Source organism: Amycolatopsis acididurans, from assembly GCF_012328925.1.
In the GTDB taxonomy this organism is placed as follows: Bacteria; Actinomycetota; Actinomycetes; order Mycobacteriales; family Pseudonocardiaceae; genus Amycolatopsis_E; species Amycolatopsis_E acididurans.
Genome location: NZ_JAAXLS010000021.1, coordinates 51,425 through 75,697, shown reverse-complemented (window position 1 = coordinate 75,697; position 24,273 = coordinate 51,425). Strand labels below are relative to the sequence as shown.

At 69.6% G+C, this 24,273-nt stretch carries 25 protein-coding genes; 14 read left to right on the top strand and 11 right to left on the bottom strand.

What is annotated here, in order from left to right:
* Positions 1-6: 6 nt before the first annotated feature.
* The 3 genes from HFP15_RS25640 to HFP15_RS42245 form a co-directional block, all read right to left on the bottom strand.
* Positions 7-201: a ferredoxin gene (locus tag HFP15_RS25640; RefSeq protein ID WP_210717834.1), complete on the bottom strand. Its 195-nt coding sequence runs from the start codon at positions 199-201 to the stop codon at positions 7-9.
* A 49-nt stretch (positions 202-250) separates the two neighbouring features.
* Positions 251-1,438, bottom strand: coding sequence for an NAD(P)/FAD-dependent oxidoreductase (locus HFP15_RS25635; protein ID WP_168519307.1), 1,188 nt, complete (start codon positions 1,436-1,438; stop codon positions 251-253).
* A gap of 78 nt (positions 1,439-1,516) precedes the next feature.
* Positions 1,517-4,033 (bottom strand): helix-turn-helix transcriptional regulator, encoded by a 2,517-nt coding sequence (locus tag HFP15_RS42245; RefSeq protein ID WP_210717833.1) that lies wholly within the window; start codon positions 4,031-4,033, stop codon positions 1,517-1,519.
* A gap of 125 nt (positions 4,034-4,158) precedes the next feature.
* Between HFP15_RS42245 and HFP15_RS25625 the strand changes: the two genes are divergently transcribed.
* From HFP15_RS25625 to HFP15_RS25615, 3 genes are all read left to right on the top strand, one after another.
* Positions 4,159-4,743, top strand: coding sequence for a dihydrofolate reductase family protein (locus HFP15_RS25625; protein WP_168519306.1), 585 nt, complete (start codon positions 4,159-4,161; stop codon positions 4,741-4,743).
* A gap of 260 nt (positions 4,744-5,003) precedes the next feature.
* On the top strand, positions 5,004-5,870 hold the full coding sequence (locus HFP15_RS25620; RefSeq protein WP_168519305.1) for a DMT family transporter: 867 nt from the start codon (positions 5,004-5,006) through the stop codon (positions 5,868-5,870).
* The gene (locus tag HFP15_RS25615) at positions 5,858-7,018 is read left to right on the top strand and encodes a glycosyltransferase (protein WP_168519304.1); all 1,161 of its coding nucleotides are present in this window, start codon (positions 5,858-5,860) and stop codon (positions 7,016-7,018) included. Before HFP15_RS25620 ends, HFP15_RS25615 begins: the two co-directional genes overlap by 13 nt.
* 35 nt (positions 7,019-7,053) lie before the next feature.
* Here HFP15_RS25615 and HFP15_RS25610 read toward each other — a convergent pair whose 3' ends face one another.
* The gene (locus HFP15_RS25610) at positions 7,054-7,485 is read right to left on the bottom strand and encodes a limonene-1,2-epoxide hydrolase family protein (protein WP_168519303.1); all 432 of its coding nucleotides are present in this window, start codon (positions 7,483-7,485) and stop codon (positions 7,054-7,056) included.
* Positions 7,486-7,717: 232 nt separating this feature from the next.
* On the opposite strand from HFP15_RS25610, the gene HFP15_RS25605 reads away from it, so the two are divergent.
* Positions 7,718-8,167, top strand: a complete 450-nt coding sequence (locus tag HFP15_RS25605; RefSeq protein ID WP_246272028.1) for a nitroreductase family deazaflavin-dependent oxidoreductase — start codon at positions 7,718-7,720, stop codon at positions 8,165-8,167.
* A gap of 11 nt (positions 8,168-8,178) precedes the next feature.
* On the opposite strand, the gene HFP15_RS25600 is transcribed toward HFP15_RS25605, so the two are convergent.
* The 3 genes from HFP15_RS25600 to HFP15_RS25590 all read right to left on the bottom strand — a co-directional run bounded on the left by HFP15_RS25600 (position 8,179) and on the right by HFP15_RS25590 (position 11,133).
* A complete protein-coding gene (locus HFP15_RS25600; RefSeq protein ID WP_168519302.1) occupies positions 8,179-8,934 on the bottom strand; it encodes an N-acyl homoserine lactonase family protein in 756 nt (251 codons plus the stop codon).
* Entirely contained in the window at positions 8,931-10,274 is a 1,344-nt protein-coding gene (locus HFP15_RS25595) for an MFS transporter (protein ID WP_168519301.1), read from the bottom strand. The genes HFP15_RS25600 and HFP15_RS25595 overlap by 4 nt, the downstream gene beginning before the upstream one ends.
* A gap of 205 nt (positions 10,275-10,479) precedes the next feature.
* Positions 10,480-11,133 carry a TetR/AcrR family transcriptional regulator gene (locus tag HFP15_RS25590; RefSeq protein ID WP_168519300.1) on the bottom strand — a complete coding sequence of 218 codons (654 nt, stop codon included), beginning with the start codon at positions 11,131-11,133 and terminating at the stop codon, positions 10,480-10,482.
* Positions 11,134-11,251: 118 nt separating this feature from the next.
* Between HFP15_RS25590 and HFP15_RS25585 the strand changes: the two genes are divergently transcribed.
* On the top strand, positions 11,252-12,115 hold the full coding sequence (locus tag HFP15_RS25585; protein ID WP_168519299.1) for a shikimate dehydrogenase: 864 nt from the start codon (positions 11,252-11,254) through the stop codon (positions 12,113-12,115).
* A complete protein-coding gene (locus HFP15_RS25580) occupies positions 12,102-13,901 on the top strand; it encodes a bifunctional sugar phosphate isomerase/epimerase/4-hydroxyphenylpyruvate dioxygenase family protein (RefSeq protein ID WP_168519298.1) in 1,800 nt (599 codons plus the stop codon). The genes HFP15_RS25585 and HFP15_RS25580 overlap by 14 nt, the downstream gene beginning before the upstream one ends.
* Here the strand turns inward: HFP15_RS25580 and HFP15_RS25575 are convergent.
* From HFP15_RS25575 to HFP15_RS25565, 3 genes are read right to left on the bottom strand one after another with little or no spacing between them, the layout of a single operon-like run.
* The gene (locus HFP15_RS25575) at positions 13,885-14,475 is read right to left on the bottom strand and encodes a hydrolase (protein ID WP_168519297.1); all 591 of its coding nucleotides are present in this window, start codon (positions 14,473-14,475) and stop codon (positions 13,885-13,887) included. The two genes, HFP15_RS25580 and HFP15_RS25575, sit on opposite strands and share 17 nt — an antisense overlap.
* Positions 14,456-15,832, bottom strand: coding sequence for an MFS transporter (locus HFP15_RS25570; RefSeq protein WP_168519296.1), 1,377 nt, complete (start codon positions 15,830-15,832; stop codon positions 14,456-14,458). Before HFP15_RS25570 ends, HFP15_RS25575 begins: the two co-directional genes overlap by 20 nt.
* The gene (locus HFP15_RS25565) at positions 15,829-16,272 is read right to left on the bottom strand and encodes a MarR family winged helix-turn-helix transcriptional regulator (RefSeq protein ID WP_210717831.1); all 444 of its coding nucleotides are present in this window, start codon (positions 16,270-16,272) and stop codon (positions 15,829-15,831) included. Before HFP15_RS25565 ends, HFP15_RS25570 begins: the two co-directional genes overlap by 4 nt.
* Positions 16,273-16,378: 106 nt before the next feature.
* On the opposite strand from HFP15_RS25565, the gene HFP15_RS25560 reads away from it, so the two are divergent.
* From HFP15_RS25560 to HFP15_RS25525, 8 genes are all read left to right on the top strand, one after another.
* Entirely contained in the window at positions 16,379-16,783 is a 405-nt protein-coding gene (locus HFP15_RS25560) for a GntR family transcriptional regulator (RefSeq protein WP_168519295.1), read from the top strand.
* Positions 16,784-16,802: 19 nt separating this feature from the next.
* Entirely contained in the window at positions 16,803-17,690 is an 888-nt protein-coding gene (locus HFP15_RS25555; RefSeq protein WP_168519294.1) for an ABC transporter ATP-binding protein, read from the top strand.
* The gene (locus HFP15_RS25550; RefSeq protein ID WP_168519293.1) at positions 17,687-18,649 is read left to right on the top strand and encodes an ABC-2 membrane transporter-related protein; all 963 of its coding nucleotides are present in this window, start codon (positions 17,687-17,689) and stop codon (positions 18,647-18,649) included. Before HFP15_RS25555 ends, HFP15_RS25550 begins: the two co-directional genes overlap by 4 nt.
* A gap of 134 nt (positions 18,650-18,783) precedes the next feature.
* Complete coding sequence (gene mftD / locus HFP15_RS25545; RefSeq protein WP_168519292.1) at positions 18,784-19,959, top strand: pre-mycofactocin synthase MftD; 1,176 nt, start codon at positions 18,784-18,786, stop codon at positions 19,957-19,959.
* 41 nt (positions 19,960-20,000) lie between these two features.
* Positions 20,001-20,825: a mycofactocin-coupled SDR family oxidoreductase gene (locus tag HFP15_RS25540; RefSeq protein WP_168519291.1), complete on the top strand. Its 825-nt coding sequence runs from the start codon at positions 20,001-20,003 to the stop codon at positions 20,823-20,825.
* 153 nt (positions 20,826-20,978) lie between these two features.
* The gene (locus HFP15_RS25535) at positions 20,979-21,491 is read left to right on the top strand and encodes a YbaB/EbfC family nucleoid-associated protein (protein WP_168519290.1); all 513 of its coding nucleotides are present in this window, start codon (positions 20,979-20,981) and stop codon (positions 21,489-21,491) included.
* A gap of 9 nt (positions 21,492-21,500) precedes the next feature.
* The gene (locus tag HFP15_RS25530) at positions 21,501-21,833 is read left to right on the top strand and encodes a hypothetical protein (RefSeq protein WP_168519289.1); all 333 of its coding nucleotides are present in this window, start codon (positions 21,501-21,503) and stop codon (positions 21,831-21,833) included.
* Complete coding sequence (locus tag HFP15_RS25525; RefSeq protein ID WP_168519288.1) at positions 21,830-23,419, top strand: WXG100 family type VII secretion target; 1,590 nt, start codon at positions 21,830-21,832, stop codon at positions 23,417-23,419. Before HFP15_RS25530 ends, HFP15_RS25525 begins: the two co-directional genes overlap by 4 nt.
* A 69-nt stretch (positions 23,420-23,488) precedes the next feature.
* On the opposite strand, the gene HFP15_RS25520 is transcribed toward HFP15_RS25525, so the two are convergent.
* Positions 23,489-24,250 carry a 3-hydroxyacyl-CoA dehydrogenase gene (locus HFP15_RS25520; protein ID WP_168519287.1) on the bottom strand — a complete coding sequence of 254 codons (762 nt, stop codon included), beginning with the start codon at positions 24,248-24,250 and terminating at the stop codon, positions 23,489-23,491.
* Positions 24,251-24,273: the final 23 nt, after the last annotated feature.

Genomic DNA, 24,273 nt, shown 5'->3' with positions numbered 1-24,273 from the left:
GCCGCTTCAGTCCAGCTTCAGCGCCTGCAACGGGCACGCGTCGACGCCGAGTTTCGCCGTCTCCTCCTTGCCCGCGGGCACGTCCACGCCCTCGACGGGGACGGTCGTGTAGCCGTCCTCGTCAAGCGGAAACAGGTTCTCGTCCACCATCTCGCACTGGCCGTGAGCCTCGCACGCATCTTTGCGGCTGCTCAGTCGCACGGGAAACCTCCTACCAAGCGGTCGCCAGGAGAACAAATAATAACAGGTTCTACTCAAGCGCGAGGGCCTCGGCGCGGTCGGCGCCCTTCGCGACGAGCGCGCGGTAGCGGGCCACCCACTTGGCGGCACCGAAACCGACCACACCCATGAGCCGGCCGCCCGCGAAGTACCCCGCGACGGTGCCCTTGACCGCACCGCCCGACAGCCCCTCGCCCTTCAGCCGGACGACCTCGTCGCCCAGTTCGGGCCGCCCGATGCCCTGGATCTTCAGCCCGAACTGGTCCGACCAGAAGTACGGGACGGTCTCCGGCGGCGGCTCGGCGCCGGCGATGTCCCGAGCCACGACCGCGGCCTGGTCGGTCACGCTGGTCCAGTGCTCGTTGCGGAAATGCCTGCCCCGCACGGGATCCTCCCACGCGGCGACGTCACCGACCGCCCACACGCCCGACGTGCCGAGCACCCGGCCGTGCCCGTCGCAGGCGACGCCGTTCGCGGTGTCCACGCCCTCGCGCCGCAGCCACTCCAGCGACGGCGCCGCACCGATGCCGACCAGGATCACGTCGGCGCTCAGCCGCTCGCCGTCGGCCAGCTCGACGGTGTTGGCGTCGATGAACCGGGTGAGCTTGGCGCCCAGCCGCAGGTCCACCCCGCCCTCGCTGATCAACCGTCCACACAGGACGCCGACCTCGGGGCCGAGTGCGCGTTCGCACGGCACCGGCAGCGCTTCGAGCACGGTCACCTGCAGGCCCTGCGCGACCGCACCGCTGGCGACCTCCGCACCGATGAACCCGCCACCCACCACGAGCAGCGACTTCGCTCCCTCCAGAGCCCTGCGCAGCGACAGCGAGTCGTCCAGCGTTCGCAGTGTGTGGACCTCGTCCGGCTGGCCGGGCAGCCTGCGCGGATCGGCGCCGGTGGCGATCACGAACGCGTCGGCCCGCAGCGTCGTGCCGTCGGCGAGTTCGACGGCACCATCGTGCAGCGCGACGGCAGGCACGCCGAAATGCGTGTCGACCTTCAGCTCCGCGAGGGCGTCGTGGTCGCGCAGCACGATCCGCTCCGGCGTCCACGCTCCGGTGAGCACCTGCTTCGACAGCGGCGGCCGGTCGTACGGTGCGTGCGGTTCGGCGCCGACCAGGCTGATCGTGCCCTCGAACCCCGCGGTCCGCAGCTGCTCGGCGGTGCGGACACCACCGAGCCCGGCACCGATCACGACGACGTGTCCGGGCTGGCTCACGCTTGCTCCTCTGCTGTCGCGGCGACGCTCGCTCCGTGCGGTCTTGCTCTTTCGAAAGGTACGGGAGTGACGCCGCTCTCATTCAGTGCGCTTCGCCACAGCGGCCAGTTCGGTGCGGTTGGTGACGCCCAGCTTCGCGTAGACGTGCGACAGGTGCGTTTTGACCGTGCTGCGGCTCATGTACAGGCGCGATCCGATCTCGGGATTGCTCAGCCCCTCGGCCGCGAGCCGGACCACGCTCTGCTCGGCCGGGGTCAGGCTGGCCCAGCCGCTGGAGGGCCGTCCGCGCTTGCCCCGCGCCCGCCGCGCGTACTCGATCGCCTCACGCAGTTCGAGCACGCGCTCCTCCCCCGAATCCGCCGGCGTGTGGGGCAGCCCCATCTCCTGCCGCGCCCGTGCGCAGGCGGCCGACAGCCGCGCCGCCTCGACCTCGCTGCCGAGTGCGGCCAGTGCTTCGAGGCTGCGCACGCAGTCCGGCCACAGCCCGTGCTCGGCGCGGATCGCCAGCGCCTCGTGGTGCAGGTCCCCGGCGCGCTCCCCGGCCAGGAACGCCGACTCTTCGAGCGCGTCGCCGATCACCTTGGGCATGCCGAGCCGCCGCCCGGCTTCCAGCGCCCGCTCGCAGAGCTGCGCCGCATCCACGCTGTCCCCCGACAGGCGCCGGGCGGTCACGAGCCCGAGCAGCGTCTGCGGCGCGAGGTCCCCGAACAGGTCGGATTCACGGCCGAACCACCTCAGCGCGTCATCGAGCCGGTCCTGCGCGAGCCGCAGGTAGCCCATCGCGCGCGAAAGGCCGGGTACGAACGGCGGGGTGTCCGCGCTCTCCACGAGCCGGAGCATCGGGGACAGCGCCGCGGCCGCGTTGTCGACGTGTCCCGCGGCCAGCTCGGCCATGGCGAGTGCGCTGCGCGCGAGCCCGATGCGGTGGTAGTCGCCCAGCGGCGCCGCCATGTTCACCGCCTCGAGGGCGAATCGACGGGCCTGTCCGAGATCGCCGGTGTACAGCTCGCTGGTGGACAGGAACGCCAGCGCGGTCGAGCCGACTCCCCGGTCCTTGCGCGCGATGAGGCCCTCGACGGCCTCCTTCAGCAGGGGCACTGCCTCGTCGTGCCGGTCCTGCAGGTGCCGGACGATGCCGGTCAGCGCGATCGCGCCGTCGGTGACGAAACCGGAGCCCGTCGCCTTGGCCTGCTCGGCGAGTTTCGCCGCACCTTCGAGATCGGTGAAGAACCGACCGATTCCGCTCAGCAGCAAGGCGAGCCCCGCGGTCGAGGGATCCTTCGTGATCTCCAGCGCCGCCTGCGCCGCGTCGTATTCGAGCCCGGCAGGCCGCGTCGTGTCGGCGACGAGCGCGAGCCCGGTCAGCAGGCGCGCCTGCAGTTCGCTCCGGTCCCCGTGTTCGATCGCGCGCCGCAGGAACGCGATGCCCTCCTCACCGCGGCCGCCCAGGTGCCACAGCCACGCCAGCGCCGCGGCGAGCCTGCGCCCGCGATCGCGGTCCTGGGCCGCGAGCCCGGTTTCGAGCGCGGCCCGGAACTCGTCCTCCTCGGCACGAACAAGGTCGAGCCAGGCGTCCTTGTCCCGTTCCAGCAGGGGCTCGGCTTTCTCGGCCAGCGCGAGGAAGGCGTCCAGATGCCGGTCCCGGAGCAGCTCGGCCTCCCCCGCCGCGGCGATCCGGGAAACGGCGTACTCGTGGACGGTCTCCAGCATCCGGTAGCGGGTCGTCGCGGCCCGGGTGTCGGCGATGACCAGGGATTTGTCGACCAGCCTTCCCAGCCCGCCGAGCACGTCCAGCCCGTCGGTCCCGCACACCGCCCGCGCCGTCTCGAGCGTGTACCCTGCGGCGAACACGCCGAGCCTGCGAAACAGCACGCGATCGGTCTCGTCGAGCAGATCGTGACTCCACGCCATCGACGCGGCCAGGGTCTGATGCCGCGCCGGAACGCCGCGCGGCCCCCGGATCAGCAACGAGAACCGGTCGTCGAGGCCGCGCAGGATCTCCTGCGCCGACAGGGTTCCGGCCCACGCGGCGGCCAGCTCGATCGCGAGCGGGATGCCGTCCAGGCGCGCGCACGCGGTGCGCACCGCCTCGCGTGCCTCGCCCGGCACCGCACCCGCGCGTGCCTCGAACAACGCGACCGCGTCCGCGGCGCCCAGCGAAGGCATGCGCCACACGAGTTCGCCGGCGACGCGCAGCGGTTCACGGCTCGTGGTCAGCAGCACCACGTCAGGGCAGGCCGCCAGCAGCTCGATCGCCAGATCCGCGACCACCCCGAGCACGTGTTCGCAGTTGTCCAGGCACAGCACGAGTTCGCGCCCGGCGAGCTGCCGCGCCAGCTGGACGGGCTCGTTCGCGGCGAGCGCGACACCGGTCACGCGCGCGACCTCGGCCACCGGGTCGCTCGCCGCCGCGAGATCGACCCACAACGGCGATCCGGGCTGGCGTTTCATCGCCTCGATGGCGAGCCGGGTCTTGCCGGACCCGCCAGGGCCCGCGACGGTCACCAGCCGCGCGTTCGCGAGCGCCTCGCACAACGCGGTCAGTTCGGCCGCTCGCCCGACGAACGAGGTCGGCGGCACCGGCAGGGTTCTCATCGCAGGTCAGTCTGCCAGCCTCGGCCCGGCCCGGTGGCCATATCGGCCAGCTGGCCGATTTTCCGGGCGAGCCGCGACGGCAGAGTTCTCGGTGTCCACAACGGAACATCTACTGGGAGACAGCAATGAACCAGGTCATCGCCAACATGTCCGCTTCGCTCGACGGCTTCATCGCCGACCAGGCCGACGGGATCGACCAGCTCTTCGGCTGGATGGGCAACGGCGAGGTGGAGGTGCCCACCGCGGTCGAGTGGGCGACGTTCAAGATGTCGCCCGCCAGCGCCCGGTACATGCGGGACGCGCTGGCCGGCGTCGGCGCGCTCATCGCGGGGCGGCACCTGTTCGACATCACCCAGGGCTGGGGCGGCACCCACCCGCTCGGCGTGCCGGTCGTGGTCGTCACGCACGAGCCGCCGCAGGACTGGCCGCACACCGAGAACTTCACCTTCGTCGACAGTGTCGAGAAGGCCGTCGAGGTGGCCAGGCAGGCCGCCGGTGACAAGAACGTCGTGGTCGCGAGCGCCAAGATCGCCCAGCAGTGCCTGAACGCCGGCCTGCTCGACGCGATCAACGTCGACCTCGTGCCCGTACTGCTCGGCGAGGGCGTGCGGTGGTTCGAAAACCTGTCCACGGCGCCCGTGCGGCTCGGCGACCCTGCCGTCATCGAGGGCAACGGGGTGACCCACCTGGCCTACCCGGTCATCAAATGAGCTGAGCTCCCAGCCTGCCTGATGACGAAGGCAACCCTGTCGACGACCGGCGCACCGGGCCGCGTGAAGTAAGTCCGCGGTCCGGTACGCCAGCGGCATCCCGCCGAGGCAGTCCCCTGCCACCGGGCGTCACCCAAGGGATCACATCCGGGTAATTCCCGGATGCGGGCCTTGGCCGGCCCGATACCATTTCGAACGTGGGGTTTCCGCTGAACTTCGTAGCGAGCACTCCGATGCTCTCGAGCAGAGGCGCCTGAGCCATGTTCGCGGTCGCGGTCGTCCTGGCTGCGATCGGGGCGTTGCTGCTGGCGGCCGGTGCCGCGATACAGGAGCGCGCCGTCGTGACCGCGCTGGACTCGACGCGGTTGCGGTTTTTCCTGCGCCTGCTGCGAAACCGGCGCTGGCTGCTCGGTGGTCTGTGCGCGGTGGCCGGGGTCTCGCTGCATGTGGTGGCGCTGAGCAACGGGCCGGTCAGTGTCATCCAGCCCGTCGGCACGCTCGGCCTGTTGTTCGCCGTCGTCGCGAAAGCGGTGCTGGACGGGCGCAAGCTGCAGGCGACCGCGATCGCCGGGTGCTGTGCGGTCGTCGCGGGGCTCGCCGGGCTGCTCATCGTGCTGCCGCGCACCGCGACGCAGCCACACGTACCGACCGGCATCGCGTTGCTGCTCGCGTCGGTCACCATCGCGGTGATCTGCGTCGTGCTGATCACCGCCGCGCCGCCCGGGGTGAAGGCGGTGCTGCTCGCGCTCACCGCCGGATCGGCGTTCGGTATCGCGTCCGCGTTCATCGGGGTGATCGGCCACCGGATGGCCGAGAATCCGCTGGCGTTCGTGCACTGGCTGACGTTGCTGATCATCGCGCTGCTGGCGACCGGTGGGGTCTCGCAGCAGCAGGCGTACCGGATGTCCCGGTTCGCGCTGGCCTACGCCGTACTGCTGATCGCCGATCCCGTCGCGGCGTCCGCCGTCGGGATCCTGCTGATCGGGGACCCGCTGCCGTCGAGCCCGTTCCTGCTCGGCTGGATGGGGGTGTCCGCACTCGTGATCGTGCTGGGCGTCGTCGTACTCGCCCGGTCCTACGCCGTCGAATCCGAGCGCATCGAGGAGAGCCGGACATGCGCATCCTGATCTCAACCGACACCTATCCCCCGGACCTGTCCGGAAGTTCGTTCTTCACTTACCGGCTGGCCACCGGCCTGGCCGAGCTGGGGCACGACGTGCATGTGGTGTGCGCGTCGGATTCCGGGCCGCGCAAGGATGTTCCCGAGGACGGCGTGCGGATGCACCGGCTCAGATCGGTGCCCTTGGTGATCCATCCGACCGTGCGGTTCGTGCCGCCGGTCGGCGTGCCAAGGGCGCTGCGAGGGCTGGTGGCGGAGCTGATGCCGGACGTGCTGCACACGCAGGACCATTTCACGATCGGCCGGGCCGCGATGGCCGCGGCGCGGCGGCACGGGATTCCGGTGGTCGCGACCAACCACTTCATGCCGGACAACCTGCTGCCGTATCTGCCGGGCTGGTTGCACAGGCCCGTGAAGAGCGTGGCGTGGCACGATTTCCGGCGCATCTACGCCCGTGCCGATCACCTCACGACGCCGACGCAGGCGGCCGCGGACCTGCTCGCCCGGTACGGCTTCGGCCGGTACGTGGAGCCGGTCTCGTGTGGCGTGGACTTCGGCCGGTTCCACCCCTCGGAGCGGCCGAAGGTGGTGGCACGCAAGGAGTTCCACCTGCCGGATGTGCCGACGATCGCGTTCGTGGGCAGGCTCGACGCGGAGAAGCGGCTCGACGAGGTCATCCGCGCGCTGCCCGGTGTGCCGGCGCAGTTCGTGCTCGCCGGGCGCGGGGTCCGCCGGTTCGAGCTCGAGCGGCTGGCGCACCGGACGGGCGTGGCCGACCGCGTGTTCTTCCTCGGTTACGTCCCGGACGCGCAGCTACCGTTGGTCTACGCGGCGGCGGACGTGTTCGTCATGCCGGGGATCGCGGAGCTGCAGAGCATCGCCACCCTGGAGGCGATGGCCTCCGGCCTCCCGGTCGTCGCGGCCGACGCGGTCGCCCTGCCACACCTCGTCCGCCCCGGGGAAAACGGCTTCCTGTTCACATCGGGCGACGTCGACGGACTCGCCGCCGCACTGAACCGCGTCCTTTCGTCGGAGCACGAACGCGCCCGAATGGCCGAAGCAAGCCACGCCATGGCCCGGAGCCACGACGCGACCCGCACGGTCACCCGCTTCGAGGAGATCTACCGCGGCGTCCTAAGCGGACTGAAGCGGTAGTTCCGGAGGGGAGCCGCGGTTGTGTCCGGCGCCGGTCAGCCGACTGCCTGCCGCGTCCGCCGGCGGGAGATCGTGGAGACCAGCGCCTTCCCGGCCCCGCGTGCGCTGGCGGCGAGCAGGGTGGTCCAGTCGAAGTAGTCCCGCCAGAGGGCGATCTTGTCGTCGCGCACCTCGAAGGTGCCGCACACCCAGAACTCGGCCTCGAAGGCCCCGGCGCGCAGGACGTCGGTGCGTTCGGTGAGCACCACCTGGCCGTCCGCCGCGATGTGGTGCGTGCGTGCCTCGAAGCCGGTGCCGTACTTGGCCATCATGCGGAGTTGCTTCTCCACGGCCGCCTTGCCGCGGGCCGCCGGCAGCGGCACGTTCTGGTAGACGATGTCGTCGGTCACGAGGGTGAGAGCGCCATCGATGTCGAGTTGTTCGAGCGCCGCGAGGAACGCGGTCACCGTTTCCTTGGGATCCGCCATACCGCCAGTGTCCACCACTTCCGCGCCCGGAGCCAGATCAGCAGGTCGCGCCCGCGTTGGCACACATCGTGCACGAGGCGACAGCGTTGTTGTGGCTTGGGCACCAGGACTGCCCACGCCGGCGCTTCCTCCGCCGCGCGACCTTTTCGGGTTGAGGTTTCTCCCGCGACTGGCCCACTCACACCCAAAATATCCACTGGAGATCATATGAGTTCCGTACTACATTCGAGGCATGACACAGCAGGCGCAGAGATACCGCCGGATGGTGAACCGGATCAACAAAGTGATCACCGCACTTCAGCGGGCCGGCATCGCGTTCGGGCCGATGCAGTTGCTCACCGTCGCGGGGCGGCGCACCGGGCAGCCACGCACGTTTCCGATCGCCGTGCTCGAGATCGCCGGCGGGCGCTACATCATCCAGGCCTATCCGCACGCCGCGTGGGTCGCGAACGTCCGGGCGGCCACCACCGTCACCCTCAGCCGCGGCCGCCGCTCCTCGACCGCCCGGCTTGCCGAGGTACCCGTCGAAGAGCGGCGCCCGCTACTCCGCGAACTCGTCACCAAGAGCCCGGCGAGTGTCGGTAAGCGCTACGTCACCACGGGCCTCGCCGACTCCCCCACCCCCGACGGGGTGGCCGCCGCCGCGGAGCGGATCGCCGTGTTCCGCGTCGAGCCAGGGTAAGGACCGAACCGTCACGCGATGCGCGCGATCCGCTCGGTCTCGGCCGGGAAACGCCGCAGCACCTCGGGGTCGTGACCTGCGACGACGAGCGACGGATCACCGGCGAGGGCGTTGATGCGGTCGAACGCCGCGTACATCCCGGGCATCGAATGCAGGATCGGGAAGGGCCGGTCGTCCTCGATGTTCTCGTAGAAATGGCTCGCATCCGAGGCGAGCACGACCGGCCCCCGCGCGGTCGCCACGCGCACGACCTGCATCCCGGCCGTGTGCCCGCCAACGAGGTGCACGCTCAGCCCGGGCAGCACCTCGGCATCGCCGTCGACGAGGTCCACGCGTCCCGAGCCCAGCACCGCGTCGAGATCTTCCTTGTCCAGCAGCCACTGTTCCCGCGAGATGCGGGACGACCACGGACCGGTCCAGTAGTCCACTTCGGACTGCTGCAGAACATAACGCGCCGAAGGGAAGGAACCCGCGGTGCCGGTGTGGTCGTAGTGCAGGTGGGTCAGCACCACGCGGTCCACCTCACCCACCCGCACCCCGATGTCCTCGACCAACCGCACCGGGTTCACGTAATCGGAGAAGCCATCGGCACGGGACGGGCCGATCCCGGTGTCGACCACCACGGTGTGCTCGTCGGACACCGCCAGCCACACGTAGTAGGCCGTGGGATGCGGCTCGTCCCAATGCTCGTCATAACCGCAGAAGTTCTGACCCCGCCGCCCGGTCCGCCGGGCGTAGCAGAGCGCGTAAACGCGGTAGCAGCTCAACGACCGACCTCGACCTTGGGCCCGCCCGACAGCGGCGAACGGTCCTTGAGCCCCAGCCGCTCCGTCGGGACCTTGTAGGTCTCGCGCCCTGTCGCCACGGCGAGCACGTTGACCAGGCACAACCCCGCCGTGAAGATCGACACCCCGAGCCAGGCGCCCTTGCCGGAGCCGGCGACGGCGGCGGCGATGCTCGGCAGGAAACCACTGATCGCGAACCCGATCTGGGTGCCGATCGCCATGCCCGACAAGCGAACGCGTGCGGTGAACATCTCGCCGTAGAACGCGGGCCACACGGCGCTGGTCATCGTGTAGACGACACCGAACATCCCGATACCGAGCACGAAGATCCAACCCCACGAACCGGTCGAGATCGCACCGAGATACGGGAAAATGAGCACGGCGCAGCCCAGTGAACCGATCACGAAGATCGACTTACGGCCGATCCGGTCGGAAAGCTTGGCCCACAACGGAATCGTGATGACGGCTGCGACGTTCGCGAGCACGCCGACCCACAGCATCGGCGTCTTGGCCAGGCCGACCGTGTTCACCGCGTAGGTCAGGGCGTACACGGTGAAGATCGTGCTCACCGAAGCGATCAGCGCGGCCACGACGACCCGCAGCACGTCGGCCCAGTGATCCCGCAACAGGACGGCCAGCGGCAGCTTCGCCTTGTCGTCCTTGACCTCCTGCTCGAACACCGGGGTCTCGTCGAGCCTGCGGCGGATCAGGTAGCCCACCAGCACCATGAGCGCGCTCAGCCAGAACGGCACCCGCCAGCCCCAGGACAGCAGGGCCGACTGCGGCATCGCGGCCACGGGCAGGAACACCGCGGTCGCGATGATCTGTCCCGCCTGCGTGCCGCTGAGGGTGAAGCTGGTGAAGTAGGCGCGCCGGTTGTCCGGGGCGTGCTCCAGGCTCATCGAGTTCGCGCTGGCCTGCTCACCACCAGCGGAAAGTCCTTGCAGGAGACGGAGAATCACCAGCAGGATCGGCGCCGCCGTGCCCGCGGCCGCGTAGCTGGGCAGGCAGCCGACGAGCACTGTGGACAGTCCCATCAGCAGCAGGGTGAGCACCAGCACGCGCTTGCGGCCGAACTTGTCGCCCATGTGGCCGAGCAGGATCCCGCCCAGCGGCCGGGTCACGTAGCCGACGCCGAAGGTCGACAAGGCGAGCAGCGTGCCCACGGCCGGATCGCTGCCGGGGAAGAACACCTTCCCGAACACCAGCGCCGCCGCGGTGCCGTAGATGAAGAAGTCGTAGTACTCGAGTGCGCTCCCGACCCACGCGGCCAACGCCGCTTTTCGTGGCGTGCCTGCTGTGGGGGTTGGTTGAGCGGTCACGGCTGTCTCCTCTGTCGCGCCATTGCAGGAGCAGGGCTGAACGAACTAGATAGTTATGTACTAGATGGTTAATTGCAGATGCTGAGTCACGCGCGGCGGCTTGTCAAGAGGCTCGCACGGTTTTGCCGGACCGGCCGAAGTGCGCCCTCACACCGGTGACCCCGGTCTCGCTACGCGTAGTCGCGGCCCGATGCCGGAAACCACCTCATTTGGCGGTGAGGTACTCCAGGACCATCTCGCCCAGCATCGTGCGGTAGTGCTCGCGGCGGGCCGGGTCCAGCATGTCCCGGTTGAAGATGGCGCGGAACGTGTAGCGGTTGGCGGTGCGGAAGATACAGAACGCGCTGATCATCATGTGCACGTCGAGCGGGTCGACGTCCTCGCGGAAGACGCCGTCCGCGCGACCCCGCTCCAGGATCCGGCCCAGTACGTCCACCACGGGCGTCGCCAGTCCGGACAGCATCGAGGACCGCTCGATGTAGGACGCGCCGTGGATGTTCTCGATACTGACCAGCCGGATGAAGTCCGGATGCGACTCGTGGTGGTCGAAGGTCGCCTCCGCGAGCCTGCGGATCGCCTCGACGGGGGCCAGGTGCTCGACATCGATTTCCTGCTCGATGTTGCGGATCACCGCGTACGCGCGCTCCAGCACCGCGACGTAGAGCCCCTCCTTGCTACCGAAGTAGTAGTAGATCATCCGCTTGGTGGTGCTGGTCTTCGCGGCGATTTCGTCCACCCGCGCGCCGGCGTAGCCCTTGTCGGCGAACTCGCCCGTCGCGACGTCGAGAATGTCGGCGCGCGTCCGGTCCCGGTCGCGGGATCGCTCGCCACCGGCGACTTCGGCAGGTTGTGCGCTCAAGGAATCCCCTCGCAAGGACGTGACCGGATGATGGCCACTGTAACGCGACTTCCGTAACAGGATCGGTGCACGCTACAATTAACTAGCTAGTTCGTTCATTACGTCGCGAGGAGGCCGAGTGAGTGCAAGCCACCTGATCGGACTGGTCGGAACCGGCATCGGCCCGTCGCTGACGCCCGCGCTGCACGAGCGCGAGGCCGACGAGCTGGGTCTGCGCTACCTGTACCGCCGGCTCGACCTCGACGTGCTCGGCCTGCCCGCCACCGCGGTCGGCGAACTGCTCGCCGCCGCGCGGCTCACCGGCTTCACCGGCCTCAACGTCACTCACCCGGCCAAGCAGCTCGTGATCGAGCACCTCGACGAGCTCTCCCCCGACGCCGCCGCACTCGGCGCGGTCAACACCGTCGTCTTCACCGATGGCAGGGCGATCGGGCACAACACCGACGTTTCCGGGTTCGCGCGCAGCGTCCGGCTCGGCCTGAAAGACGCCTCGCTCGACACCGTCGTGCTGATCGGCGCGGGTGGCGCCGGCGTGGCGGTCGCGCACGCGCTGCTGACGCTCGGCGCGGGCACTCTGCGCGTACTGGACACCGATCCCGACCGCCGCGAGGGCATGGCCGCGCAACTCTGCGAGCGGTTCGGCGCGGGCCGCGCGGAACCGGCCGAGGACCTGGCCGTCGCGCTCAAGGGAGCCGACGGGATCGCGCACGCCACCCCGACCGGGATGCGCGAGCACCCCGGTTCGGCCGTGCCCGCCGATCTGCTGCGGCCCGAGGTGTGGGTGGCCGACGTCGTGTACCGGCCGCTGGACACGGAACTGCTCACCACCGCCCGCGCCCGCGGCTGCCGCGTGCTCGACGGCGGCAAGATGGCGGTCTTCCAGGCCGTGGACTCGTTCCGCCTGTTCACCGGGCTGGAACCGGACGCGGACCGGATGCTGCGCCACTTCGACACGCTCGTCGGGGAGGATGCCCATGTCTGACCGCAGAAGCATCGCCACGGTCTGCCTGTCCGGCACGCTGGAGGACAAGCTGACCGCGGCCGCCGCGGCCGGGTTCGACGGCGTCGAGATCTTCGAAAACGACCTCATCGCCTCGCCGGAATCGCCCGCGCGGCTGCGCGAGCACTGCGCCGACCTCGGCCTGTCCATCGATCTCTACCAGCCTTTCCGCGATTTCGAAGCGGTGCCGCCGGACGTGCTGGCCGCCAACCTGCGCCGCGCCGAGCGCAAGTTCGACGTGATGGAACAGCTCGGCGCGGACACGATGCTGGTGTGCTCCACGGTCTCCCCCGACGCCGTCGACGACGACGATCTGGCCGCCGAACAGCTGCACCTGCTGGCCTCCATGGCCGCCGAGCGCGGCATCCGGATCGCGTACGAAGCCCTCGCGTGGGGCCGTTTCGTCAACACCTACGACCATTCCTGGCGCATCGTCCGGCGCGCGGATCATCCGGCGCTCGGGGTGTGCCTGGACAGTTTCCACGTGCTTTCGCGCGGCAGCGATCCTGCCGGGATCCGCACGATTCCCGCGTCGAAGCTGTTCTTCCTGCAGCTGGCCGACGCGCCGCGGCTGGACATGAACGTGCTGCAGTGGAGCCGCCACTACCGCCTGTTCCCGGGTCAGGGTTCCTTCGATCTCACCGGTTTCGTCAAGGCCGTACTGGACGCCGGATACGACGGGCCGCTGTCGCTGGAGGTGTTCAACGACGTCTTCCGCCAGGCCGATCCCCGGCACGCGGCGGTGGACGCGATGCGCTCGCTGGTGAGCCTGCGGGAAACGGTGGCCGCGACGAGCATCCCGGCGCCGCCCAAGCTGTCCGGGCATTCGTTCGCGGAGCTGAGCGTGTCCGGGCCGCAGGTCGCGCAAGCGCTTTCCCAGCTGGGCCTGAGCCACGTCGCGCAGCACCGGTCCAAGCCGGTCCAGTTGTGGCAGCAGGGCACCGTGCGGGTGCTGCTCAACGAGAACGCGGCGCCCGGCGAATCCGCCATCAGCGCACTCGCGATGGAAAGCGCCGATCCGGCGGCCTCCGCCGAACGCGCCGAGAAGCTGCTGGCCCCGCGCCTGCCGCGCGAGCACCAGGCCGACGAGGCGGATCTCACCGCCGTCGCCGCCCCGGACGGCACGTCGGTTTTCCTGTGCCGCACCGACAGCTGGCTCGCGGACTTCACACCCACCGGCGAGGCCGAACGCGACACCGGGCTGACCGCGATCGACCACGTCGCGCTCACCCAGCCCTTCGACCACTTCGACGGTGCCGCGCTGTTCTACCGCTCGCTGCTGGGACTGCATCCGGAATCGGCGGCCGAGTTCGCGGCTCCGTTCGGGCTCGTGCGCAGCCTGCCGATGGCCGACGCCGGTCATTCGGTGCGGATCGCGCTGAGCGTCGCCGTGCTCCGGCGCGGCGACTGGGCGCCGGGAGTCCAGGACCCGCAGCACATCGCGTTCGCCAGCGACGATGCGCTCGCCAGCGCGAAAGCCATGCGCGCACTGGGATTGCCGGTCCTGGAGATCCCGGCCAACTACTACGACGACCTCGAAGCGCGGCTGGCGCTGCCGCCGGGGTTGCTCGCCGAGTTGCGCGAGTACTCGGTGCTCTACGACCGCGACGCGAACGGCGAGTTCCTGCACTTCTACACCCCGCTGGCCGGTTCGCGCGTGTTCTTCGAGGTGGTGCAACGGATCGGTGGTTACGCCGGTTATGGCGCGGCCAACGCCCCGGTGCGAATGGCCGCGCATCGCCGGGCCCGGCTCAGCTCCGGGTCTTGACGAACAGCTCCACGATCTCGGCGGTGGTGCCGGTTTCGCCGAGCCGGGGGAAGATCTTCTCCACGCTGTGCCGGTGCGCGTCGGCGTCCAAATCGGACATCGCGTCGGTGGCCAGCGTGACGTGGTAGCCGTGCTCGAACGCCGCCCGCGCGGTGGAGTCCACCCCGATGCTGGTGGCGACGCCGCCGAGCACGATCTGGGTGACACCGCGGCGGCGCAGCTGCAGATCGAGGTCGGTGCCGTAGAAGGCGCCCCAGTTCCGCTTGGTCACGACGATGTCCCCGGCGTGCCCGGCGAGGTCGTCGACGATCTGGTCCCAGCCCTGCGGCGGGGTGCCGTTCGAGGTGCGCCCGCCCTGTTCGGTGCGGCCCGGCACCCAGTCGATCCCGTTCGGTGCGCGCGAGACCCGCACGAGCACCACCGGGGCACCGTGCTCGCGGAACACCTCGGCCAGTTCGACAGAGCGCGCCAGCACGTCCGCCGCGCTGTGCGGGGTGGCGGGGGCGCTCATGATCCCGTTCTGCAGGTCGATCAGCACGAGGGCGGTGTTGTCGTCAATCGTGGTGAGAGCCACGTATTTCTTCCTTTCCATACTTTTTCAGCGAACGGTCCACCAGCGTCGCCGCGAGCAGGACCACGGCGATCACGAGCAGGAACACGGCCAGGTGGTGCATTCCGGAGGTGCCGGCGTTCGCGCCGAGGAACCCGCCGTTCGCGACCGACGCGGTGATCGCGCCGAGGTAGCCGAACGTGCGCAGCAGACCGGCCGACGAGCCGATGCGTGCCGGATCCGCCTGGTGGTACAGGGCGTTCTGGTTGGCGAGGTTGTTCAGCCCCTGCGGGATGCCCATCAGCACCGCGACCACCGCCAGCAGCCACAGCGCGGTACCCGCGCCGACGATCGTCATGAGCACGCAGCTGACGATCAGGGAGATCGTGCCCGCGACGAGCTTGCCGCGTACTTCGACCCGGCGGCCGGTGAGCGCGGCCACGAGCACCGAGGTGCCGGACAGCGGGAGCAACAGCAGGCCCGCGACGGAAGCGCTCAGCCCGCGCCCCTCTTCGAGCCATTGCGTGTAGCCGTAAAGGAACGCGTAGGCCACGACGTAGAACAGCAACGTGCGCCCGTACGTGGCCAGCAGCGGACCGTTGCCCGCCAGCACGCGCAGGTCGAGGAACGGCTCGGGCGCACCCAGCTCGCGGATCACGAACCCCGTGCCCGCGGTGGCGGTGAGCACGAGCAGGTACCAGTCGCCGCCGCCGGGGTGCATCAGGAACAGCAGCAGCGTGATCAGCATCGCGGTGAACAGCGCGATCCCGGTGAAGTCGATGCTCTTCAACTGTCCCTTGTGGACTTCGGTGCCGGGCAGGTACAGCGCGCCGAGCACGATCGAGGCCAGCGACAGCGGGATGTTGACCGAGAAGATGGTGTGCCAGCCGCCGGCGCCGATGAGCAGTCCGCCCAGCGTCGGGCCGATGACCGCGATGGTCTGCGTGCAGACGGACAGCATCGTCAGCACCCACGCCTGCGTCTGCTGACCGGTGCGGTCGGATTCGCGGCGGATGAGGTACATCGCGGCCGGATATCCCGCGCACGTGCCGAGCCCCAGCAGAACCCGTGCGACGACGAGCACCCACAGCGAGGGCGCGACCATGCCGAGCACGCCCGCGATCCCCGCCAGTCCGGTGCCCGCGAGGAACAGGCGGCGTGGCCCGTAGATGTCGATCAGGCGGCCCACCACCGGCTGGCCGACCGCGGTGGCCAGGTACAGCCCGGACACCAGCCACGCGGTTTCCGCCGGGGGCGCGCCGAACGCGAGGCCGATCGGGATCAGCGCGACTGCCATCATCGACGAGTTGACCGGGTTCAGGATCGAACCCAGGATCATGGGCGCGATCAGACGCCGGTCGAAGCGCACCGCTGTGGTCATTCCGCGACCAGTCTTTCCAGCAGTGCCAGCGCCTCGGTGATGGTGGCGCGTTCGGCATCGCTGTAGCGCTCCTGCATCGCGCGGGCGAGCCATTCGCGGCGTGCCTGCCGGTCGCCTTCGAACCGTTCGCGGCCGGCGCCGGTGAGCGTGATGACCTGGCGGCGGCCGTCCTCGGGATCCGGGCTGCGCTCGATCAGCCCGTGCTCGCCGAGTACCGCGAGGATCGCGGCCATCGACTGCGGGCGCATGCCCTCGATCCCGGCCAGCTCGCTCGCCGAGAACGGTCCCTCCTTGCCCAGCCGGATGAGCGCCGACGTCTGCGACGGCGTGAGCCCGCCACCGGTCTTGAGCTCGCGAAACTTCCGCCGCAGCTTGCTGACCAGGGAACGCAGGTCGGCGGCGGCGCGCACGGCCTGCTCGGAGACGTCGATCTCTGCCATACCCCCACGGTAATTCCTTCAGTTAAAACTGTCCAGTTTCAACTGAAGACTCTTGACTTGTTCTATAGTCTTACTGTCGTAGTACAAGTAGTGAAGGAGTTCGCCGGTGATCGAGTTCGTGCTGGATGGCCGATCGAAGGTGAACACGTACGTGCAGCTGGTCCGGCAGGTCAAACAGGCACTCCGGGTCGGCCTGCTGGAGCCGGGCGACCAACTGCCGAAGGTCCGCGAGGTCGCGCAGTCGCTCGCGATCAACCCGAACACGGTGCTCAAGGCCTACCGCGAGCTGGAGCTGGAAGGACTCGCGGAAGGCCGGCCGGGCCGGGGCACGTTCGTCAAGGGCACGCTCGCGGGCGATTCGCTGGCCAACCAGGCCGAGCTGCGCGCCGATCTCGTGGCGTGGCTGCACCGGGCACAGGAAGCCGGGCTGTCCGAGGAAGACGTGATCGCGCTGGTCGAGACCACGCTGCGCGCCACGCTGACCGGGCCCGCACCACAGGAAACCGTTTGAGCACAGGGAGAAACACCCCATGGAAGTGGCGCTGGAGACCGGCGAACTCGGCAAGAGATACGGCAGCACGTGGGCGCTGCGGGACTGCACGTTCGAGGTACCGCGAGGCCGGATAGCGGCGCTGGTCGGCCCGAACGGCGCGGGCAAGAGCACGTTGCTGCACATGGCAGTCGGCCTGTCGCGGCCCAGCACCGGCGAGGTGCGGGTGTTCGGCCAGACGCCGTACCGCAACACGCGCGTCCTGTCCGACATCGGGTTCGTCGCGCAGGACACCCCGCTCTACCGGGACTTCACCGCCGCGGAGCTGCTCAAGATGGGCGAGAAGCTCAACAGCCGCTGGGACTCCGCACTGGCTCGCAACCGGCTGGCACAGCTGGGGCTGCCGCCGGACAAGGCCGTCGGCAAGCTCTCCGGCGGTCAGCGGGCGCAGGTCGCACTCGCGATGGCGCTGGCCAAACGCCCGCGTCTGCTCCTGCTCGACGAACCGGTGGCGAGCCTGGACCCGTTGGCGCGCCGGGAATTCCTGCAGGCACTGGCGGGCGCGGTCGCCGAAAGCGACACGACCGTGCTGCTGTCCTCACACCTGCTGGCCGACGTCGAGCGCATGTGCGACTACCTGGTCGTGCTGCATGCCAGCCGGGTGCAGCTCATCGGCGACGTGGACGACCTGGTCGCGCAGCACCGGCAGCTGATCGGGCCCCGCCACAACGGCGGCGGCGTCGCCGGGGTCGCCTCGGTGATCAAAGCGAGCCACACCGACCGGCAGTCGACGCTGCTGGTACGGGTCGACGGACCGATCGATCCACTGTGGACCGCGCACGAGCTCACGCTGGAAGACCTGATCCTGGCCTACCTGGCCGACGGCGATACGCGGACCAGCCACGACGCCTGGGGGGTGCCCGCATGATCTGGCTGACCTGGCGCCAGCATCGCAAGCAGTTGCTGTACACGGCCATCGGGCTGGCCGTGCTGGCGGCCGTGATCGTGCCGACCGGGCTCGCGATGCGCGGCGACTTCGACCGCGACGGGCTCGGCGCGTGCCTCGGGGTCGAGACCGACACGTGCGCCCACAAGATGAGCCTGTTCAACGACACCTGGGTCACCATGGGCAACATCGGGGTGCTGCTGCTGTTCCTGCCTTTGCTGCTGGGCCTGTTCTGGGGCGCCCCGGTCGTCGCCCGCGAGGTCGAGCACGGCACACATCGTCTGGTGTGGACACAGGGCATCAGCCGGCTGCGCTGGGCGGCGGCCAAATTCGGCTTCGCCGGCCTGGCGGCGCTCGCGTTCTCCGTCCTCTACGGGCTCGGTGTCTCGTGGTGGCTGAGCCCGCTGAACTCGACCGGCCAGCGCACCAGGTTCGACCCGTTCATGTTCGACATGCAGGGGATCGCACCGGTCGGCTACACGCTCTTCGCGGTGGCGCTGGGGATCGCGGCGGGCACGATCTGGAAACGGGTGCTGCCGTCCATGGGGGTCGCGCTGGCGGGATTCGTCGTCGTGCGCGTGGTGCTCGCCGTGCTCGCCCGCCCGCACTACGAGACCCCGGCGGAGCGCACTTTTCCCGTGCAGGGCGGCCAGCCGGGCGACCAGATCACGGCGAACTGGGTGCTCGACGAGGGCATTCGCGACGCGTCCGGGAAGATGGTCGCGCCGGGTGCGTCGGCCTTCTGCCCGGCCGGCGCGGTGGGCCCCAGCGGAAGGCCGTGCGGGGCCGATCTCGGGCTCACCCCCGGTTCCTACAACTGGCAGCTGTACCAGCCCGCCGACCGGTTCTGGACGTTCCAGACGATCGAGGCCGGGATCTTCGTGGTGCTCGCCGCGGCGCTGCTCTTCCTCGCGATTTCCCGGATCCGCCGCATCGCGTGACCAGGCAACCTGCTGCTCCCGGCCGTCGGGGGCGGGAGCAGCAGGTTCCATCCGGCACCCACTTGGCGTATATTGGCACCAGGTGCCAAAATGGTCCGCATCACAGCGGAACCACAACGAGGTGGAGTGCAACAATGGCCAACGCATGGTTCGAGACGGTCGCCGAGGCCCAGCGGCGGGCGAAGAAGCGGCTGCCGAAATCCGTCTACGGCGCGCTGGTCGCCGGCTCCGAGCGCGGACTCACGGTCGACGACAACATCGCCGCCTTCGGTGAACTGGGCTTCGCCCCGCACGTCGCGGGACTGTCCGACAAGCGCGAGCTGTCCACGACCGTCATGGGCCAGCCGATCTCGATGCCCGTCATCATCTCCCCCACCGGCGTGCAGGCCGTGCACCCCGACGGTGAGGTCGCCGTGGCGCGGGCCGCGGCCGCGCGCGGCGTCGCGATGAGCCTGAGCTCGTTCGCGAGCAAGCCGATCGAGGAGGTCGCGGCCGTCAACCCGCAGACGTTCTTCCAGATGTACTGGGTCGGTTCGCGCGACGTTCTCGTGCAGCGCATGGAACGCGCGCGCAAGGCAGGCGCGGTCGGGCTGATCATGACGCTGGACTGGTCCTTCTCCCAGGGACGTGACTGGGGCAGCCCGACCATCCCGGAGAAGATGGACTTCAAGACCATGGTGAAGTTCGCGCCCGAAGGCGCGCTGCACCCGAAGTGGCTGTGGGAGTTCGCGAAGACGCGCCGCCTACCCGATCTGACCACCCCGAACCTGACCCCGCCCGGCGGCGCCGCGCCCACGTTCTTCGGCGCGTACGGTGAGTGGATGGGCACTCCGCTGCCCACTTGGGACGACGTGGCGTGGCTTCGCGAGCAGTGGGGCGGGCCGTTCATGCTCAAGGGCGTCACCAGGGTCGACGACGCCAAGCGTGCCGCGGACGCCGGCTGCACCGCGATCTCGGTGTCCAACCACGGCGGCAACAACCTCGACGGCACTCCCGCGACGATCCGTGCGCTGCCGGCGATCGCGGAGGCGGTGGGCGAGCAGATCGAGGTGCTGCTCGACGGCGGCGTGCGGCGCGGCAGCGACGTCGTCAAGGCGGTCGCACTCGGCGCCCGCGCGGTGCTGATCGGCCGCGCGTACCTGTGGGGCCTGGCGGCCAACGGCCAGGCCGGGGTCGAGAACGTGCTCGACATCCTGCGCAGCGGGATCGACTCCGCCACCCTCGGGCTCGGCCGCGCTTCGGTGCACGAGCTCACCCCCGACGACGTCGTGGTTCCTCCCGGCTTCCGCAGGGACCTCGGCGCGGCCTGAGAAAAACCGTCACACAAAACCGAAAATTGGAGATGACAGCCATGTCAGGACGTGTGGAAGGCAAGGTCGCCTTCATCACGGGAGCGGCGCGTGGCCAGGGCAGAGCCCACGCCGTCAAACTGGCGCAGGAGGGCGCGGACATCATCGCGCTCGACATCTGCGCGCCGATTCCGAACGTCCCCTACCCGGCGGCGACCGAGGACGATCTCGCGGAAACCGTCAGGCAGGTCAAGGCGCTCGGCCACCACGTCGTCTCGCGCGTGGTGGACACCCGCGATCTCGACGCGCTCAAGGCGGCCGCGGACGAGGGCGCGAGCGAGCTCGGCAAGATCGACGTGGTGGTGGCCAACGCCGGGATCTGCATTCCCGGCGCCTGGCACACGGTGACGCCGGAGATCTTCCGCGACACCATCGACGTCAATCTCGTCGGAACCTGGAACACGATCATGGCGACCGCACCGCACGTGGTGCGGGCGGGCGGCGGCTCGATCATCCTGACCAGTTCGGCCGCCGGCCTGAAGGGCCTGCCTTTCCTGACGCCGTATGTGGCCAGCAAGCACGCCGTCACCGGGCTGGCCCGCGCGTTCGCGGCCGAACTGGCCAAGGACAACGTGCGCGTCAACAGCCTGCACCCGACGGGTGTGGCCACCCCGATGGGCAACATCGCACCCGAGGGCGGGCAGAGCGCCTTCGAGGCGGGCCTTGCCGAGAACCCGCGAGTCGGCGGCATGCTCGCCAACACCCTGCCGATCGAGATCACGCAGCCGGAGGATCAGGCCAACGCGGTGCTGTTCCTGGCCTCGGACGAATCCCGGTACGTCACCGCGCTGGCGATGACGGTCGACGCGGGCAACACGCAGTACTGATCCAGACCAATCCGGTGACGCCGCGGCGGGGACCTCCCGCCGCGGCGTTCACGTGTGCGCGTTCAGCTCGGCGCCGCTTGACGGCCGCCCCGCGTTCAACGGAAGATGATCTACTTCAGCACGTTCCCGACTCCCCTCGCGACAAGGCGAACAGTGACCACTCCCGATCCGGTCTCCGCGTTCTCGGCCGAGCTCGACGACCTGCGCGCGCGGGCCGAACAGATCCAGCAGCAGCTCCAGGAAGCCTCGGCGACCGTCAGTTCGCCCGACGGTGCGGTCACGGTGAAGGTCGGCCCGAGCGGTGCGCTGCTCGACCTGTCCTTCGGCAGCCGCGCCTACCAGCGGCCGCCGAACGCGTTGTCCGCACTGGTGATGCAGCTGATCGGCTCGGCGCAGCAACAGGTGAGCAGTCAGGTGTCCAGCTCGTTCGCGGAACTGGTCGGCGAGGACTCCGCGGCGATGGAGATCCTGCGCGAGTTCGTGCCGGAGTCCGAAGAGGACACCGGCGAGGACCCCGATCCGGATCCCGGCGCCGCGATGGGCGCACCGGAGGACCCGGAAGAGCCTGCCCCTGCCCCGCCGCAGGCTCAGGAGCAACCGCCCGCACGCCGTCCCCGCCCGCGGGTCACGGACGAGGACGACGACGACTTCAGCGATCCGTGGTAGGAGGAATCCGTGGCAGATGCCGGTTATGAGGTCCATCCGGACGAGCTGAACAAGTTCGGCGACTACCTCACCAGCACCACGAAACCCGAGGTGGAGAAGGCCGCGAGCGGAGTGCGCGGCCACAACGGCTTCGACAACAGCGCCTTCGGCATCTTCGCCGCGCAGTTGCTCGCCGTGCCCGCCCGCATCGCGATGGGTGTGGTGGCGAGCAACCTCGACGGTCTGGCCAAGGAGATCGCCGACGCCGCGGACCGCACGAAGAAGGCCGCGAAGCTCTACACCGAACAGGACAGCCAGGCGGCCGACGGGCTGGGCAACTTCAAGACGGAGCTGGGCTCATGAGCGTCATGGAACCGATCACCAGCTCCAACATGACCAGCGGCGCCGGGGTCATCGACAGCTGGAAGAGCGTCGCGAGCTCGGCCGACGAGCTCAAGACCGCGCACGACGGCCAGCGGGCCGCGGTGGGCATCGAACTCGGCATCAACGTCGCGAGCGCCGTCCTCGACACGGTCGCGTTCGCGCTCGACCCGCTCGCCAAGCTGATCGCCGCCGGGCTGGGCTGGCTGATCGAGCACGTGTCGTTCCTGCGGTGGCCACTGGACCAGGTCGCCGGCGACCCGGACCAGATCAAGGTCATCGCCGAGGACCTGCACAAGATCGCCCAGGATCTGCGCAACACCGGCAAGGACCTCGACGCCGCGCTCGAGGCCCAGGTCAAGAGCTGGCAGGGCCCGGCGGCCGACGCGTTCCGCACGGAGATCAAGGGGCACAGGACCCACGTCGACGACGCGGGCCACGCGGTGGACATCGCGGGCTACGTCGTGGAGACCACGATGGCGCTGATCGCCGCGGTGCGCGCGCTGTTCCGCGACATCATCACCACGCTGCTCGGCGACATCATCTCGACCATGCTCATGGCGCTGGCGCTGGCGGTGATCTCGTTCGGCGCGTCGATCGCGGCCGGGGTCACCAAGATCGTCATCCAGGCCGCGGCGACGGTCGCCGATCTGGTGAAGAAGCTCAAGACGGTCGGCCAGTTCGCCGCGGACGTGGGCAAGCGGCTCGGCGAGCTCGCGAAGCTGACCAAGGGCGAGCGGCCCACCACGCCGGGCTCGGGGAACTCGGTGCACGAGATGGACTCGATGGGCGGGTCGCACACCCCGGTGTCCACCGGGCCGGAGACGCGGCCGCCCTCGAGCCAGTCGGGCACCGGTTCGCACGGCGACACCGACACCCCGCCCGCACACACCGGCGATACCGACACACCGCCGGCGAAGGGCACCCACGACGACGCGTCGAGCGCCCACTCGAACCAGCCGGACGAGGACGACGTGTTCGCGGACTGGCTGCACGCGGACAACGTCCTCAACGGCCCCGGCCACCAGGAGCCACCGGGCACCCCGCACAGCGAGACGCCGGACACGCCGGGCACCGCCAGCACGCACGACGACGCGCCCAGCACCCACGACGACGCATCGAGCACCACGTCTCACGACGACGCGTCGAGCACGGGCTCCCATCCCCACGACGAGCCCACGGACACACCGGAGACGACCACCGGCTCCAAGCCCCAGTCCGCACTGGAGTCACAGAACATCACGTGGCTCAAGGACAAGCACGACACCTGGCTCAAGACGAACTTCGCCGACGCCCACAAGCTGGCGGGCAAGGCCAAGTTCATCGATTCCTGGGTGCAGACGCACCATCCGGAGCTCTACCCGGGGATCAAGGCGATGGCCGACGCGAAGAGCTCGAAGAACTGGGCGGGCTGGATCGACAAGAACGTCGTGCAGATCGACCGGCAGCTCACCGACATCCAGACCCAGGCCGAGGCCGCCTGGCAGCAGTCGGACGAACAGTGGCGTCAGGAGCACCCCGACCCGGCTGCCCAGGAGAACCAGCAGGATCCCGCGACGAAGGCCTGAGCTACCGTCCTTTGTGGACGATCCCCGCCGGGCCGCCGGCCTGGCGGGGTCACGACTGTCCGCGGCGGCTCAGCGCGGGCTCATGCGGATGGCGCCGTCGAGGCGGATGGTCTCGCCGTTGAGCATCGGGTTCTCCACGATGTGCCGGGCCAGCGCCGCGTACTCGCTCGGGTCACCCAGCCGGGACGGATGCGGCACCTGCGCACCGAGCGACGCGATCACGTTCTCCGGCGCCGCGGCGAACAGCGGCGTGTGGAACAGACCGGGAGCGATCGTCACGACCCGGATCCGCAGGCTCGCCAGGTCACGCGCGATCGGCAGCGTCATGCCCACGATGCCACCCTTGGACGCCGAATACGCCGCCTGCCCGATCTGCCCTTCGAACGCCGCCACCGACGCCGTGTTGACGATGACGCCGCGCTCCTCCCCCACCGGCTCGGTCTTCGAGATCCGCTCCGCGGCCAGCCGGATCACGTTGAACGTCCCGATCAGGTTCACATTGATGATCTTGGTGAAGTCCGGCAGCGGAAACGCACCCTGCTTGCCCACCGTCTTGATCGCATTACCGATACCCGCACAGTTCACCGCCACCCGCAGCGAACCCAGCTCCGCGGCCACATCCAGCGCCGCGGTGACCTCGTCCTCACTGGTCACATCCGCCGGAGCGAAGACGGCACCGTCGCCGAGTTCCTTGGCCACGGACGCGCCGTCGGAGCTGGGCAGGTCGAGGATGACCACCTTCGCGCCCTTGGCGTGCAGCTCACGCACCGTGGCCTGACCCAGGCCCGACGCACCTCCGGTCACGAGCGCGACGACGTTACCGATCTCCATGCCGATCTCCCTTGATCCGCGGA

Coding starts and splice junctions, on each gene's coding strand:
- HFP15_RS25570 (WP_168519296.1), bottom strand. CDS start 15,832: ATGACCACAGCGGTGCGCTTCGACCGGCGTCTGATCGCGCCCATGATC.
- HFP15_RS25540 (WP_168519291.1), top strand. CDS start 20,001: ATGTCAGGACGTGTGGAAGGCAAGGTCGCCTTCATCACGGGAGCGGCG.
- HFP15_RS25605 (WP_246272028.1), top strand. CDS start 7,718: ATGACACAGCAGGCGCAGAGATACCGCCGGATGGTGAACCGGATCAAC.
- HFP15_RS25580 (WP_168519298.1), top strand. CDS start 12,102: ATGCCCATGTCTGACCGCAGAAGCATCGCCACGGTCTGCCTGTCCGGC.
- HFP15_RS25620 (WP_168519305.1), top strand. CDS start 5,004: ATGTTCGCGGTCGCGGTCGTCCTGGCTGCGATCGGGGCGTTGCTGCTG.
- HFP15_RS25625 (WP_168519306.1), top strand. CDS start 4,159: ATGAACCAGGTCATCGCCAACATGTCCGCTTCGCTCGACGGCTTCATC.
- HFP15_RS25525 (WP_168519288.1), top strand. CDS start 21,830: ATGAGCGTCATGGAACCGATCACCAGCTCCAACATGACCAGCGGCGCC.
- HFP15_RS25565 (WP_210717831.1), bottom strand. CDS start 16,272: ATGGCAGAGATCGACGTCTCCGAGCAGGCCGTGCGCGCCGCCGCCGAC.
- HFP15_RS25550 (WP_168519293.1), top strand. CDS start 17,687: ATGATCTGGCTGACCTGGCGCCAGCATCGCAAGCAGTTGCTGTACACG.
- HFP15_RS25520 (WP_168519287.1), bottom strand. CDS start 24,250: ATGGAGATCGGTAACGTCGTCGCGCTCGTGACCGGAGGTGCGTCGGGC.
- HFP15_RS25615 (WP_168519304.1), top strand. CDS start 5,858: ATGCGCATCCTGATCTCAACCGACACCTATCCCCCGGACCTGTCCGGA.
- HFP15_RS25610 (WP_168519303.1), bottom strand. CDS start 7,485: ATGGCGGATCCCAAGGAAACGGTGACCGCGTTCCTCGCGGCGCTCGAA.
- HFP15_RS42245 (WP_210717833.1), bottom strand. CDS start 4,033: ATGAGAACCCTGCCGGTGCCGCCGACCTCGTTCGTCGGGCGAGCGGCC.
- mftD (WP_168519292.1), top strand. CDS start 18,784: ATGGCCAACGCATGGTTCGAGACGGTCGCCGAGGCCCAGCGGCGGGCG.
- HFP15_RS25555 (WP_168519294.1), top strand. CDS start 16,803: ATGGAAGTGGCGCTGGAGACCGGCGAACTCGGCAAGAGATACGGCAGC.